13 protein-coding genes are annotated in these 14,007 nt (G+C 54.9%); all 13 read right to left on the bottom strand.

Annotation, left to right across the window (positions count from 1 at the left end):
• Positions 1–28: 28 nt before the first annotated feature.
• Entirely contained in the window at positions 29–982 is a 954-nt protein-coding gene (locus tag FHC48_RS03670; RefSeq protein WP_021242582.1) for a YbeF family transcriptional regulator, read from the bottom strand.
• Between the two features lie 291 nt (positions 983–1,273).
• Positions 1,274–1,915 carry a lipoyl(octanoyl) transferase LipB gene (gene lipB / locus FHC48_RS03675; protein WP_008501034.1) on the bottom strand — a complete coding sequence of 214 codons (642 nt, stop codon included), beginning with the start codon at positions 1,913–1,915 and terminating at the stop codon, positions 1,274–1,276.
• Between the two features lie 93 nt (positions 1,916–2,008).
• Complete coding sequence (gene ybeD / locus FHC48_RS03680; RefSeq protein ID WP_003858718.1) at positions 2,009–2,272, bottom strand: DUF493 family protein YbeD; 264 nt, start codon at positions 2,270–2,272, stop codon at positions 2,009–2,011.
• Between the two features lie 106 nt (positions 2,273–2,378).
• Complete coding sequence (gene dacA / locus FHC48_RS03685; protein ID WP_008501035.1) at positions 2,379–3,590, bottom strand: D-alanyl-D-alanine carboxypeptidase DacA; 1,212 nt, start codon at positions 3,588–3,590, stop codon at positions 2,379–2,381.
• A gap of 139 nt (positions 3,591–3,729) precedes the next feature.
• Positions 3,730–4,842 carry an endolytic peptidoglycan transglycosylase RlpA gene (gene rlpA, locus FHC48_RS03690; RefSeq protein ID WP_039265956.1) on the bottom strand — a complete coding sequence of 371 codons (1,113 nt, stop codon included), beginning with the start codon at positions 4,840–4,842 and terminating at the stop codon, positions 3,730–3,732.
• Between the two features lie 16 nt (positions 4,843–4,858).
• A complete protein-coding gene (gene mrdB / locus FHC48_RS03695) occupies positions 4,859–5,971 on the bottom strand; it encodes a peptidoglycan glycosyltransferase MrdB (RefSeq protein ID WP_008501037.1) in 1,113 nt (370 codons plus the stop codon).
• A 2-nt stretch (positions 5,972–5,973) separates the two neighbouring features.
• Complete coding sequence (gene mrdA / locus FHC48_RS03700; RefSeq protein ID WP_023293034.1) at positions 5,974–7,875, bottom strand: peptidoglycan DD-transpeptidase MrdA; 1,902 nt, start codon at positions 7,873–7,875, stop codon at positions 5,974–5,976.
• 28 nt (positions 7,876–7,903) lie between these two features.
• Positions 7,904–8,371 carry a 23S rRNA (pseudouridine(1915)-N(3))-methyltransferase RlmH gene (gene rlmH, locus FHC48_RS03705; RefSeq protein WP_003858701.1) on the bottom strand — a complete coding sequence of 156 codons (468 nt, stop codon included), beginning with the start codon at positions 8,369–8,371 and terminating at the stop codon, positions 7,904–7,906.
• 3 nt (positions 8,372–8,374) lie between these two features.
• The gene (gene rsfS / locus FHC48_RS03710) at positions 8,375–8,692 is read right to left on the bottom strand and encodes a ribosome silencing factor (RefSeq protein ID WP_003858696.1); all 318 of its coding nucleotides are present in this window, start codon (positions 8,690–8,692) and stop codon (positions 8,375–8,377) included.
• A 269-nt stretch (positions 8,693–8,961) separates the two neighbouring features.
• Entirely contained in the window at positions 8,962–9,627 is a 666-nt protein-coding gene (gene nadD, locus FHC48_RS03715) for a nicotinate-nucleotide adenylyltransferase (protein ID WP_059365220.1), read from the bottom strand.
• Complete coding sequence (gene holA / locus FHC48_RS03720) at positions 9,620–10,651, bottom strand: DNA polymerase III subunit delta (RefSeq protein WP_039024429.1); 1,032 nt, start codon at positions 10,649–10,651, stop codon at positions 9,620–9,622. Before holA ends, nadD begins: the two co-directional genes overlap by 8 nt.
• On the bottom strand, positions 10,651–11,220 hold the full coding sequence (lptE, locus tag FHC48_RS03725) for an LPS assembly lipoprotein LptE (protein ID WP_008501042.1): 570 nt from the start codon (positions 11,218–11,220) through the stop codon (positions 10,651–10,653). The genes holA and lptE overlap by 1 nt, the downstream gene beginning before the upstream one ends.
• A 14-nt stretch (positions 11,221–11,234) precedes the next feature.
• Positions 11,235–13,817 carry a leucine--tRNA ligase gene (leuS, locus tag FHC48_RS03730; RefSeq protein ID WP_032674363.1) on the bottom strand — a complete coding sequence of 861 codons (2,583 nt, stop codon included), beginning with the start codon at positions 13,815–13,817 and terminating at the stop codon, positions 11,235–11,237.
• Positions 13,818–14,007: the final 190 nt, after the last annotated feature.

The following is a 14,007-nucleotide window of genomic DNA, read 5'->3' on the forward strand; positions in this document are numbered from 1 at the left end:
TCGCAGGGGCTTATGCTGGCTCAACCTGTCAGAAGGCCTGACGGATAATGCGGATGACGTTTTCCAGAACCGGATCGCGCAAGCTCAGCTTGTTGTAATGCAGTGAAATTTCAATAGATTCCGCATTAAGCTGGCTGAGGGGGATACTGTCCAGCGGCCAGCATTTCCGGAGCAGGCTGTACAGGCGCGATGGCATGATGCACAGCATATCGCTGCTGCCTATCAGGGATGCAGTGGTGAACATATTGTAACTGCTGAAGCTGATCTGACGTTCCGGGAAAATTTCATCAATACGCTGACGAAGGCCATGGTTGGACTGCCCTTCAGTCATGAAAGACGAGTGGTCGTAGTTGCGCAGGTTTTCGATGGTCAGCGGCTCGCTAAGGGCAGGATGCTGCTGACGGCAAACCAATACCAGGTTATCCGCATAGAGCACATTTTGCCCCAGCGCTCTGGCACTGAAGCTGCCGCTTTCAATAATCAGGTCCGTCTGGAACTGGGCAAGCTGAACGTCAGGTTCATGGAGAGGCACATTGCGAAGCAGGAGCTGCGGAGCATGCTCTTTTACGGCCTGGAAGATCGCTGGCATCACCAGCACACCCACCGAAGGGGAACAGCCGATGGTGATGGTTCTCTGCTTATCATAGCTCCCGGTTAAATCCAGTGCGCCCAGAATCGACTCCAGCCCCTGGCTGATGTACTCATGGAGATGCGTGGCGTAGGCCGTCGGCGTTACCCCCTGGCCCTTACGAATAAATAACGGGTCAGGAAATATAGCGCGTAGCTTTTGGATGGACTGGCTTATTGCTGATGGCGTGAGATTAAGAATTTTCGCAGCGTTAACGATACCCTTATGGACATATACTGCCTCAAAAATAGTCAGTAAATTGAGATCAATATTACGTAAAGTCCGAAAAATTTGCGGCTTGTCTTCGCCACCAGGTTCATTCAGTCGTTTGGCTGGTAAATTATTATACTCCACGCTTTCACTCCGTATACATTCACAATATGAATGATAGTTGAATTTATTTATTATGCTTGTAGAGATTCGTAAAGTGTTGGTTTTGTTTCATTTGTTTATCAAAAGCAAACACTTGTGTGATAATTGCTCACGTTACTTATGCCGTGTTTGCCGTGCATGCTGGAGGCTAAATAATATGTATCGGTAATATTCGGGCGCTTCGAAAATATAGAATCTATGGATTATTGTAAAGTGCAAAAACGGTAAATAGACAGTGGCCCGTCAAATTAGCGAGCCCTGTTGTACGATATATTAAGCAGGGATATATTCGTGTGGGGGATTGTTAAGTAGTGCTAACACGTTCTTCAAAAGCACGGGACGAATCGTGTCTGGCGTAGCGGTTTCTACCCACTGGCGCATTTGCGTCATTTCCATGCCGGCGTAGCCGCAGGGGTTTATGCGCTGGAAAGGCGCGAGATCCATATTAATATTCAAGGCCAGGCCATGGAATGAGCAGCCTTTACGAATACGCAGCCCCAGAGAACAGATCTTCATTTCCCCAACGTAGACCCCAGGCGCATCGGCTCGCGGATGCGCGTCAATCCCGTATTCCGCCAGCGTATTGACGACTGTCTGTTCCAGTAAGGTAACCAGTTCACGCACGCCGAGCTTTCTGCGCTTCAGATTGAGCAGGACGTACATTACCTGCTGCCCGGGACCATGGTACGTGACCTGACCGCCGCGATCGCTCTGGATAACCGGAATATCGCCCGTCATTAATAAATGTTCTGCTTTTCCCGCCTGACCCTGCGTAAAGACCGGCAGGTGTTCGACCAGCCAGATCTCATCGGGGGTAGTGTCATCGCGTGAATCGGTGAAGTCATGCATAGCCTGGGAGACAGGCTCGTAAGGTTGCAGCCCGAGGTGACGGACCAGAATTTTATCCTGATACAAAACTGCGTCTCCGAAGACGAGGGACAAAAGGTATGCGGGAGTATATCACAGCGGGGAGAGGGGTTACCCGGCAACCGGGTAACCGCAAAGGGACTACAGCACCATACGAACGATTTCGATATTGCCGAGCTCTTCGTACAGCGTCTCAACCTGCTCAATGTGTGTCGCAGTGATGGTAATAGAAACCGAGTGGTAGTTGCCCTTGCTGCTTGGTTTTACTGACGGAGAGTAGTCACCCGGCGCATGGCGCTGTACCACTTCAACCACCTGATCAACCAGCTCAGGTTTCGCCAGACCCATTACTTTGTAGGTAAATGGGGTAGGGAATTCAAGCAGTTCGTTAAGTTTGGTTTTCATGTCAGCTCCGGCGTAACGTCAAAAAATAATAACTCCCACGTCAGGTGGGAGTTATCAGGATACTTAGTATATGGGGATCAAAATCACACTTTCAAGTGTTCGATTTTTAACCAAACCAGTGGTGGAACATCAATTTAATATAATCAATGATTTTGCCGAAGAAATTGCCTTCAGGAATTTCTTGCAGGACCACCAGCGGGCGCTGATCGATCGTTTTGCCATCCAGCTGGAAGTTGATTGTGCCCACGACCTGATTTTTCTGCAGCGGGGCGTGCAGCTCGGTGCTGTTCAGGACGTAGCTGGCTTTCAGATCCTTCATACGACCGCGCGGAATAGTCAGGTAGAGGTCTTTATCAACGCCGAGAGAAGCACGGTCGTTGTCGCCGAACCAGACGGGTTCAGACGCAAACTCTTTGCCTGCTTTCAGTGGATTCACGGTTTCGAAGAAACGGAAGCCCCAGGTCAGCAGCTTCTTGCTTTCTGTTTCACGGCCTTTAAAGGTGCGGCCACCCATCACGGCAGAGATCAGACGCATCTGGCCTTCAGTGGCGGAGGCGACCAGGTTGTAGCCCGCTTTGTCGGTGTGACCGGTTTTGATGCCGTCAACGTTCAGGCTGTTATCCCACAGCAGGCCGTTACGGTTGGTCTGACGGATACCGTTGAAGGTGAACTCTTTCTCTTTATAGATAGAGTACTCATTAGGAACATCGCGGATCAGCGCCTGACCAATCAACGCCATGTCACGTGCCGAGCTGTACTGACCGTCTGCGTCCAGGCCGTGTACGGTCTGGAAATGGCTGTTTTTCAGACCCAGCGCGTTCACGTAGCTGTTCATCAGGCCTACGAAGGCATCCTGACTACCGGCGGCGAAATCGGCCATCGCTACGCAGGCATCGTTACCCGACTGCAGGTTGATACCGCGAATCAGCTGGGAAACAGGAACCTGCATACCCGGTTTCAGGAACATCAGAGAGGAGCCCTTAAAGACCGGGTTCCCGGTTGCCCACGCATCGTTACCGATGGTGACCAGATCCGTTTCTTTGAATTTACCTGCCTTCATCGCCTGGCCGATAACGTAGCTGGTCATCATTTTGGTCAGGCTGGCCGGGTCACGGCGGGCATCGGCATTCTGTTCTGCCAGCACTTTGCCAGAGTTGTAATCGATCAGGATGTAGGATTCCGCGTCGATTTGCGGAACGCCAGGGATCATGGTCTTGATATTCAGGTCATCGGCGTGAGCTGCAGAGAGCGCAGCCGCGCAAAGGGCCGTGGTCAGCGCCATGCGCTGCACAAAACGAGCAGAAAAAGTGGTCTTCATGGTCAGAACTACGACATCCGTGATGGAATTAAAAAAAGTGCCTTACTATAGCAAATGCTATTCAGGCAGGCATCCGACTTTAAGCATGAGTTTGTGAATGTGTTTTACACAAACTGACAATTCGGATACCGCCGGTTAATTATTTCGCAACAGCGATAAATGACTGAAGCTGAGCTTCATTCTGCAGACGCTGCTGCAGGGAGGCTGCCTGCGATTTGCTGGCAAACGGCCCCATCTGAATGCGCCAGACCGCACCGTTCTGCTCAACGCGTCCCGGTACGCCAAACTGCTGGCTCAGACGCTGCTGATACTGTTTAGCCCGGGCCTGATCGCTCACAGCACCGACCTGAACCACATAGCTGCCGCTGGCCGCTGTTGGAGCCGCCACCGCGGCACTTTGCGTGGCCGCGGGCGCCGTTACGGGAGCCGACTGGGTCGCTGGTGCAGCAACGGGAGCGGGGGCTGGGGTAGGTTCACTGCCTTCCAGCACGCCCGAGGCTAAGGTCGTCGGTGCGCCAAGAAAACCGCTGCTCTTTACCGGTGCGCCCGTTGAATCGTCGCTTTGCAGCGTGTCGTTGCTGATTGGGCGTATTTCTCCCCCCGGCTGAGCAGGCTCGGCCGGAGAAGAGACGCTGCCCATTCCCCCGTCAAGATTGGGGCGGTCGGGAAGGGCATAGGTCTGTTTCGCCACCGTCGTACACGCGGTACCCGGCCCGGAGAGGGAGCCATCCTGCGCCACGATAATTGGGTCAATACGGACTTTGGTGTTGTTCGAGGTATTCAGGCGATCGGCAGACGCGCGCGACAGGGAGATCACCCGGTCATTACCGTACGGGCCGCGGTCGTTGATACGCACGACGATCATGCGGCCGTTTGCCAGGTTGGTGATACGGGCATAGCTCGGGATCGGCAGCGTCGGATGTGCCGCCGTCAGCTGCATGGGGTCGAACGTCTCTCCGGAGGCCGTCAGGTTACTGCCAGGCTCGGCATCATAAATGGCGGCAAAGCCCGCCTGGCTGAAACGGGAAGGATCCTGAACAATTTTATAGCTTTTGCCGTCGCGCTCGTAATCCTGATTGGCACTGGCATTCAGCGGTTCATAAACGGGATCGGCGCCGCTGATTTCTACGATCGGGCCATTACACACCGCAGGCTGCGGCGGCGCGACGGTTGCCTGTTGCTGACCATCATCACTAGTACAGGCCGCAAGTAAACTTGCCGCAATGCAGATCCCCAGCCACTGCTTACGCATTCCGATCCCCTTATTTTTATACGCTTTTTGACAACATTTTTCTGTGAGTATGGATCGACATCACGATACCAAACCCGGCCATCAACACGATCAGTGCCGAGCCTCCGTAACTCACCAGCGGCAGCGGTACGCCTACCACCGGCAGAATACCACTCACCATACCAATATTTACGAAGACATAAACGAATAAAATCAGCATCAACCCGCCAGCCATGACGCGACCAAAGGTCGTTTGCGCGCGTGCTGCAATCCACAATCCCCGCATGATCAGCAGAACGTATAGGGCCAGGAGTATTAAGATGCCCACCAGCCCCAGCTCTTCCGCCAGGACGGCAAAGATAAAGTCGGTGTGGCGTTCCGGTAAAAATTCCAGCTGCGACTGCGTGCCGTGCAGCCAGCCTTTACCGCGCAGGCCGCCGGAGCCAATCGCAATCTTGGACTGAATAATATGATAGCCCGCGCCCAGCGGATCGGTTTCCGGATCGAGCAGCATCATGACGCGCTGGCGCTGGTAATCGTGCATCAGGAAGAACCAGAGAATAGGGATGAACGCCGCAATCAGCACCACCGCGATACCAATCAGGCGCCAGCTCAGGCCCGACAGGAACAGGACAAACAGGCCGGAGAGGGCGATGAGGATAGAGGTACCCAGGTCAGGCTGTGCCGCAACCAGCAGCGTTGGCAGGAAAATCAGCACCAGCGCGATGGCGGTATTCTTCAGCGACGGCGGACAGACGTCGCGGTTGATAAAGCGTGCCACCATCAGTGGAACGGCGATTTTGGCAATCTCCGAGGGCTGGAAGCGGACAATACCCAAATCCAGCCAGCGCTGCGCCCCTTTTGAAATGGCGCCAAAGGCATCGACCGCAACCAGCAAAATAATACAGAAAATGTAGAGGTAGGGCGCCCAGCCTTCGTAGACGCGCGGCGGGATCTGCGCCATCACCACCATAATGATCAGGCCCATGGCGATCTGGCCGATTTTACGCTCCATCATCCCGATGTCCTGGCCGCTGGCGCTCCAGATAACCAGCGCGCTGTAAACCAGCAGAGCCAGCAGGATCAGCAGCATGGCTGGGTCGATGTGGATTTTGTCCCACAGCGATTTTTTATTTGGATTATCCGTCATGATTATTGGTCCTCCGCCGCAGCGGCGGCCGGGTTTTCAGCCGGCAGTTCGGTGTTGTTATCACCCAGCATAATGTGGTCAAGGATCTGGCGCATGATGGTCCCTACTGCAGGCCCGGCACCGCCGTTCTCCAGAATCATCGCCACCGCGACCTGCGGGTTGTCATAAGGGGCAAACGCCGTCATCAGCTTGTGGTCACGCAGACGTTCGGCAATGCGGTGCGCGTTATAGGTTTCGTTGGCTTTCAGGCCAAAGACCTGCGCAGTACCGGACTTCGCCGCCACTTTGTACGGCGTACCGGCGAAATACTTGTGTGCGGTACCGTTCGGGCGGTTTGCCACGCCGTACATACCGTCTTTCGCGATTTCCCAGAAGCCGGAATGAATGTCACCCACCGGCGCTTCGTGCGGCTGGTTCCACGGCACTTTTTTGCCGTCTTCAACCGTACTCTGCAGCAGGTGAGGCACTTTCACCACGCCGTCATTGATGAGGATCATCATGGCTTTGTTCATCTGAAGCGGCGTTGCCGTCCAGTAACCCTGACCGATACCCACCGGAATGGTGTCGCCCTGATACCACGGTTTTTTAAAGCGCTTCAGCTTCCATTCGCGCGTCGGCATGTTGCCGGAGCGTTCTTCCGCAAGGTCAACGCCGGTGTAGTGTCCGTAGCCGAATTTGCTCATCCACTCAGACAGGCGGTCGATCCCCATGTCATACGCCACCTGATAGAAGAAGGTATCCGCAGACTCCTCCAGCGATTTGGTGACGTTCAGATGACCGTGGCCCCATTTTTTCCAGTCGCGATAGCGCTTTTCTGAACCGGGCAACTGCCACCAGCCTGGGTCAAACAGGCTGGTATTGCGGTTGATGACGCCAGCACTCAGTGCAGAGACCGCCACGTACGGTTTAACCGTGGATGCCGGCGGGTAAACCCCTTGCGTCGCGCGGTTCACCAGCGGCGTGTTGGGGTCATTCAGCAGACCGGAGTAGTCTTTACTGGAAATGCCGTCAACAAACAGGTTCGGGTCATAGCTTGGCATGGAGACCATCGCCAGGATGCCGCCGGTTCGGGGGTCGGTGACCACAACGGCTGCACGGCTGCCCGCCAGCAGGGTTTCAATATACTGCTGCAGCTTAAGGTCGAGGGTCAGATAGACGTCATGCCCCGCCTGAGGCGGCACTTCTTTAAGCTGGCGAATCACGCGGCCGCGGTTGTTAACCTCAACCTCTTCATAGCCGGTTTGCCCGTGCAGGACATCTTCGTAGTAGCGTTCAATACCGAGCTTACCGATGTCGTGCGTTGCGGCGTAGTTCGCCAGCTTGCCGTCTTTATCGAGGCGGTCGACGTCTTTGTCGTTAATCTTGGAGACGTAGCCAATCACATGCGTCAGCGCGGAGCCGTAGGGGTAGTAGCGACGCTTGTACCCCTTTACTTCCACGCCGGGGAAACGGTACTGATTCACCGCAAAGCGGGCCACCTGGACTTCCGTCAGGTTGGTTTTAACCGGGATGGAGGTGAATCGGTGTGAGCGGGCGCGCTCTTTTTTGAAGGCGGCGATATCGTCGTCGTTAAGGTCGACAACGCTTTTCAGCGCTTCCAGCGTATCCTGAACGTTATCGACTTTTTCCGGCATCATCTCGATTTGATAGATGGTGCGGTTTAACGCCAGCGGGGTGCCGTTGCGATCGTAAATAATGCCGCGGCTGGGCGCGATAGGCACCAGCTTGATACGGTTTTCGTTGGAACGCGTCTGGTAGTCGGTAAAACGGACAATTTGCAGATTATAAAGGTTGGCGATCAGCACGCCGGTAAGCAGCAAAATCCCGGTGAAGGCGACCAGCGCCCGGCGCACAAACAGCGCGGACTCAGCCGTATAGTCGCGAAAAGAATTCTGTAGTTTCATCCGCTGCTTAATCTACCCTGGTCAGTCATTACTCGCGGTGATAGGGGTGGTTGGTAGTAATGCTCCACGCGCGATACAGGCTTTCTGCCACCAGTACCCGAACGAGCGGGTGGGGAAGCGTCAGCGCGGAGAGGGACCAACTTTGTTCTGCTGCCGCTTTGCAGGCAGGGGATAACCCTTCGGGTCCGCCAATCAACAGACTGACGTCACGGCCATCCTGCTTCCAGCGCTCCAGTTCGTGCGCCAGCTGCGGCGTATCCCAGGGTTTTCCTGGAATATCGAGGGTGACGATGCGGTTTTTGCCAGCGGCAGCCAGCATCAGTTCGCCCTCTTTATCGAGAATACGTTTGATATCGGCGTTCTTGCCGCGCTTACCTGCGGGGATTTCCACCAGTTCGAACGGCATGTCTTTTGGAAAACGACGCAGATATTCAGTAAAACCGGTTTGTACCCAGTCCGGCATTTTGGTGCCGACGGCGACCAGCTGCAACTTCACGCATTAACCCCAGAGTTTTTCCAGCTCATACAGGCGACGGCTCTCTTCCTGCATGACGTGGACAATCACATCGCCGAGATCGACAACCACCCAGTCAGCCGTCGCTTCACCTTCAACACCGAGCGGCAACAGCCCTGCAGCACGTGATTCCTGTACCACGTGATCGGCAATTGAAACAACATGACGTGTGGACGTACCGGTGCAGATGATCATGCAGTCGGTAATACTGGATTTACCTTTAACGTCGATAGCGATGATGTCCTGACCTTTCAGGTCATCAATTTTGTCAATAACAAAATCCTGGAGTGCTTTACCCTGCAAGTTTTCCCCCTGGGGTGAATGAGATTGTAAAACGTTGAATTCGTAGCCAGACAGTATACCTGAACTCATGCCTGTATCGGGACAAAAGTCTCCGGTCGGGCTTTTGAAGGCGGGTATCATCCCACCCTCTGCCTGAGATTGCATCGCCATTTTTGTAAAACAATTTCTGTAAAGCAATCATCGGCGGGAAAGTCTGGCAGCGGAGAATAACAGTATGGCTTACCCTGTCAAGGCAGGATAAACAATAAGCCGCTTTTTATGCCCTCCGGCTATTCATCTGCGCTTTTCTGATACAAACCATGCGTATGGATATAGGCCAGCACCGGTGCGGGGAGCAGATCGTCACACGCTAAACCCTGCTGTAAGCGCTCGCGAATGAGGGTTGCAGAGATATCGAACCACGGCGTTTCGGCCAGATAAATCTTCCCGGCAGGCTGAGTGTGAAGATCTTCAACATTGGCGGTGAGATGATCTTCCAGCCACTGCTGGTACTGCGCTTCGCGCATGGTCAGCGGATAGCCAGGACGGCGGCAGACGAGCAGGTGGCTGTTCTCCAGGATGGTTTCATATTTATGCCATGTGGGGAAGTTCAGCAGGGAGTCCTGTCCGATGATAAAAGCCAGCGGCTGGTCTGGACCTTGTTCTGCGCGCCATTCCTGAAGCGTCTGCGAGGTCCAGGAGGGCGTATCGCGACGCAGCTCACGCTCGTCAAGCCGGAAGAGCGGCTTATCTGCGATGGCCAGGGCAAGCATCTCTTTTCGCTGCTCGCTGGTCGCCTCAGGCTGTGGACGATGGGGCGGGACATTATTCGGCATGATGGTGACGCGCTGAAGGCCGATCAGATTCGCCAGAATTTCAACCGGCTTCAGATGCCCGTTGTGTACCGGGTCGAAGGTGCCGCCATACAGGGCCTGTAAAGAGTGCATACTATCCATCAATAAAAACGTCTGCCAGCGCCTTGTGGCAGAGCAGCAGGGAAAGGCTTTCCAGCTCCGCCCAGACCGACTGGCCGTAATCTTGTTTTAACGTGAGTTCGGCGCGCATCAGAAGCTGTACCGCCTGGCGAAGCTGTTCATGACTCAGACGGTTGATGGCCTCGGAAGTCAAAGCCCGGCGATTTTGCCACACCCGGTGTTTATCAAACAGCGAACGCAAAGGCGTATGGGCAGACTGACGCTTGAGCGTAATCAGCAGCAGCAGTTCGCGCTGCAGCGTACGCAGCAGAATGACCGGTTCGCTGCCTTCGAGGCGCAGCTGCTGCAGAATATGCAGGGCGCGTTTACTTTTTGCCGACAGCAGCGCGTCCACCCAGTGGAACGGCGTGAAGTGCGCCGCGTCGTTAACGGCCTGCTCGACGCGCGGCAAGGTCAGCTTGCCGTCCGGCCAGAGCAGGGAGAGTCTGTCCAGCGCCTGCGCCAGGGCCAGCAGGTTACCTTCATAGCAGTAGCAGAGCAGCTGGTTCGCCGCATCATCCAGCTGAAGGTTGTGCTGCTTCGCTCTCGCGGCGACCCATTTAGGCAGATGCGCCTGCTCAGGCGTCTGACAGGTGACCAACACCGCGTGGGGCGCGAGTTGGGTAAACCATGCCGCGTTTTCCTGCGCTTTGGTCAGCTTGTTGCCACGCACAATCAGGATCAGATCGCTGTGTAAGAGGCTGACCAGCGTAGCGAGCTGCTCGTTCATCGCCGCGTTAGGCCCGTTTTCCGGCAGCAGGATCTGAATCGTCTGGCGCGATGCGAACAGGCTCATCGCCTGACAAAGCGAGAAGAGGGCGTTCCAGTCGGTATTGTTATCCAGCTGGACGGTGTGGTGTTCATCAAAGCCCTGCGCGGCGGCGGCATGCCGCACGGCATCCAGGCTTTCCTGAAGTAATAACGGATCGTTTCCAAGAAGCAGATACGCCGCGCGCAGCCCTTCATTGAGCTGCGCGCGGAGTTGTTCAGGATACAGCCTGATCATCATTTACCCAGAGAGTTAGCAGCAGGAAGCGTGCCATCAACCGGTTTATCAACAATGTCAGATCCTTGTTTGGTTGACGCTGCAATACTTGGCAGTTTACGGATCAGCTGTTCCGCCGCCTTGTCATACATTTCGTTGATGATAATCTGCTGTTCGGCATCTTTTGCCAGCGCCGTCTGCGGGTTATCGAAGAACGAACGGTACACTTTCGTGCTGATCGGATAGATGTCTTTACCCGGGATCAGAACTGCCGCGTTGACCGTCAACACCATTTGATACTCTGCGGTACGGCCATCCTGGAAGATAGACGCAGTGTCTCTCGACAGACCACTTCCTGTCACACGCAGAGACGGTACATCCTGACGCAGCGTCTGTTTCTCAACAAGCTCAACGCCGTTCAGACGCAGCTGATTGCGAATTGCCCGGCTGAGTGGACCGTTCGGATCCCCGGAATCAAAGATCATGGTTTTCATCTGAGCAGGCACCGCCGTGGTATTGCGCAGGTGCCAGCCGCAGCCAGCGGTGACAAGCACCGCCAGAGATAAGAGTATTGTTGCCAGTTGTCGCACGTTTCCTCCCGCGCTTAGCCAACGACCAGATTCAGCAGTTTACCCGGTACGTAGATCACTTTACGTACGGTAACGCCCTCAAGATATTTAGCGACCAGTGGTTCCTGACCCGCGCGCTCGCGAACCTGTTCTTCGGTTGCATCGACCGCCACGGTAATTTTACCGCGGACTTTGCCGTTTACCTGGACCACGACCAGCGTGGTGTTTTCCACCATCGCGGCTTCGTCAGCCTGCGGCCACGGCGCGTTGTCGATATCGCCTTCGCCTTTCAGCTCCTGCCACAGGGTAAAGCTAACGTGCGGCGTGAACGGGTTCAGCATGCGAACGACGGCCAGCAGCGCTTCACGCATTAAGGCACGATCCTGCTCGCCGTCCTGCGGTGCTTTCGCCAGCTTGTTCATCAGTTCCATAATAGCCGCAATTGCGGTATTGAAGGTCTGACGACGACCAATATCATCGGTCACTTTCGCAATGGTTTTATGAACATCACGACGCAGCGCCTGCTGATCTTCAGTCAGGGCATCCGCGTTCAGCGCCGGGGCATCGCCCAGTGAAGTGTGCTCGTAAACCAGCTTCCAGACGCGTTTCAGGAAGCGGTTTGCGCCTTCAACGCCAGATTCCTGCCACTCCAGCGTCATGTCAGCCGGAGAGGCAAACATCATGAACAGACGCACGGTATCCGCACCATAACGCTCAACCATCACCTGCGGGTCGATACCGTTGTTTTTCGACTTGGACATTTTGCTCATGCCGGTGTAGACCAGCTCGTGACCTTCAGCGTCTTTCGCCTTCACGATACGGCCCTTCTCGTCGCGCTCAACGATCGCGTCAACCGGAGATACCCAGTTACGCTCGCCGTTCGCTCCGACGTAATAGAAGGCATCCGCCAGCACCATGCCCTGGCACAGCAGCTGTTTTGCAGGTTCGTCAGAGTTCACCATGCCCGCATCGCGCATCAGCTTGTGGAAGAAGCGGAAGTAGAGCAGGTGCATGATGGCGTGTTCGATACCACCGATGTAGATATCTACCGGCAGCCAGTAGTTCGCTGCTTTGGAATCCAGCATGCCGTCCTGATACTGCGGACAGGTGTAGCGAGCATAGTACCAGGACGACTCCATAAAGGTGTCAAAGGTGTCGGTTTCGCGCAGCGCGGGCTGACCGTTGACGGTGGTTTTTGCCCACTCAGGATCGGCTTTGATCGGGCTGGTGATACCGTCCATGACCACGTCTTCCGGCAGGATCACCGGCAGCTGATCTTCCGGCGTTGGCATCACGGTGCCATCTTCCAGCGTCACCATTGGAATTGGCGCACCCCAGTAACGCTGACGGGAAACGCCCCAGTCGCGCAAACGGAAGTTAACTTTACGCTCGCCCACGCCAAGGGAGGCCAGCTTGTCGGCGATAGCGTTGAAGCCCTCTTCGAAGCTCAGACCGTTGAACTCGCCGGAGTTGAACAAGGTCCCTTTTTCGGTCAGCGCTTGTTCGGACAGGTCTGGTTCAGAACCGTCAGCCGTCAGAATAACAGGCTTGATGGTCAGGCCATATTTAGTGGCAAATTCATAGTCGCGCTGGTCGTGACCCGGAACGGCCATCACGGCGCCTGTACCGTATTCCATCAGAACGAAGTTGGCGGCCCAGACAGGGATCGCTTCGCCCGTCAGCGGGTGAATGGCTTTAAAGCCGGTATCAACCCCTTTTTTCTCCATCGTTGCCATATCGGCTTCGGCCACTTTCGTGTTGCGGCACTCGTCGATGAAGGTAGCCAGTTCCGGATTGTTTTCTGCCGCTTTCTGCGCCAGCGGGTGACCTGCGGCCACGGCCAGGTAGGTCGCGCCCATGAAGGTGTCCGGACGGGTGGTGTAGACGGTCAGGGTCTGGTCGTAGTTCTCAACGTTGAAGGTAATTTCCACGCCTTCAGAACGGCCGATCCAGTTGCGCTGCATGGTCTTAACGGTATCTGGCCAGTGGTCCAGATTATCCAGATCGTTCAGCAGCTCATCAGCGTAAGCGGTGATTTTAATAAACCACTGCGGGATCTCTTTACGCTCTACTTTAGTATCACAGCGCCAGCAGCAGCCATCGATAACCTGTTCGTTCGCGAGAACGGTCTGGTCATTCGGGCACCAGTTAACGGCAGAGGTCTTCTTGTACACCAGGCCTTTTTTGTACAGCTCGGTGAAGAATTTCTGTTCCCAGCGGTAGTATTCCGGGGTACAGGTTGCCAGCTCGCGGCTCCAGTCATAGCCAAAGCCCAGCATTTTGAGCTGGTTTTTCATGTACGCGATGTTGTCGTACGTCCACGGTGCCGGCGCCGTATTGTTTTTGACCGCCGCGCCTTCCGCAGGCAGACCGAACGCATCCCAACCGATGGGTTGCAGAACGTTTTTGCCCAGCATGCGCTGGTAGCGCGCAATCACATCACCAATGGTGTAGTTACGCACGTGGCCCATGTGTAGTCGACCAGAAGGATAGGGAAGCATCGACAGGCAGTAATACTTCTCTTTGCTCTCGTCTTCGGTTACTTCAAAGGTGCGCTTCTCGTCCCAGTGTTGCTGGACTTTTGATTCTATCTCTTCCGGGCGGTATTGCTCTTGCATGGCAGCCAGTGGTCCTGTGTTCAATACAGCTACAAATGTAGCCAATGGATGTGGTAATTCAGATCCGCATAGCATAGCCCAAACGCCCGCGTCAAAACAGCCTTTCGCACAAATGCGCTTTGCAGGAATTTACCGGGTCTGTGCTTCACCTGACAAAGCGGCGCTGAAATAAGGTCTATTATTAGAAATA

Origin of the sequence: Enterobacter sp. EC_50 (genome assembly GCF_019584525.1) — a bacterium.
GTDB classification, from domain to species: Bacteria; Pseudomonadota; Gammaproteobacteria; order Enterobacterales; family Enterobacteriaceae; genus Enterobacter; species Enterobacter roggenkampii.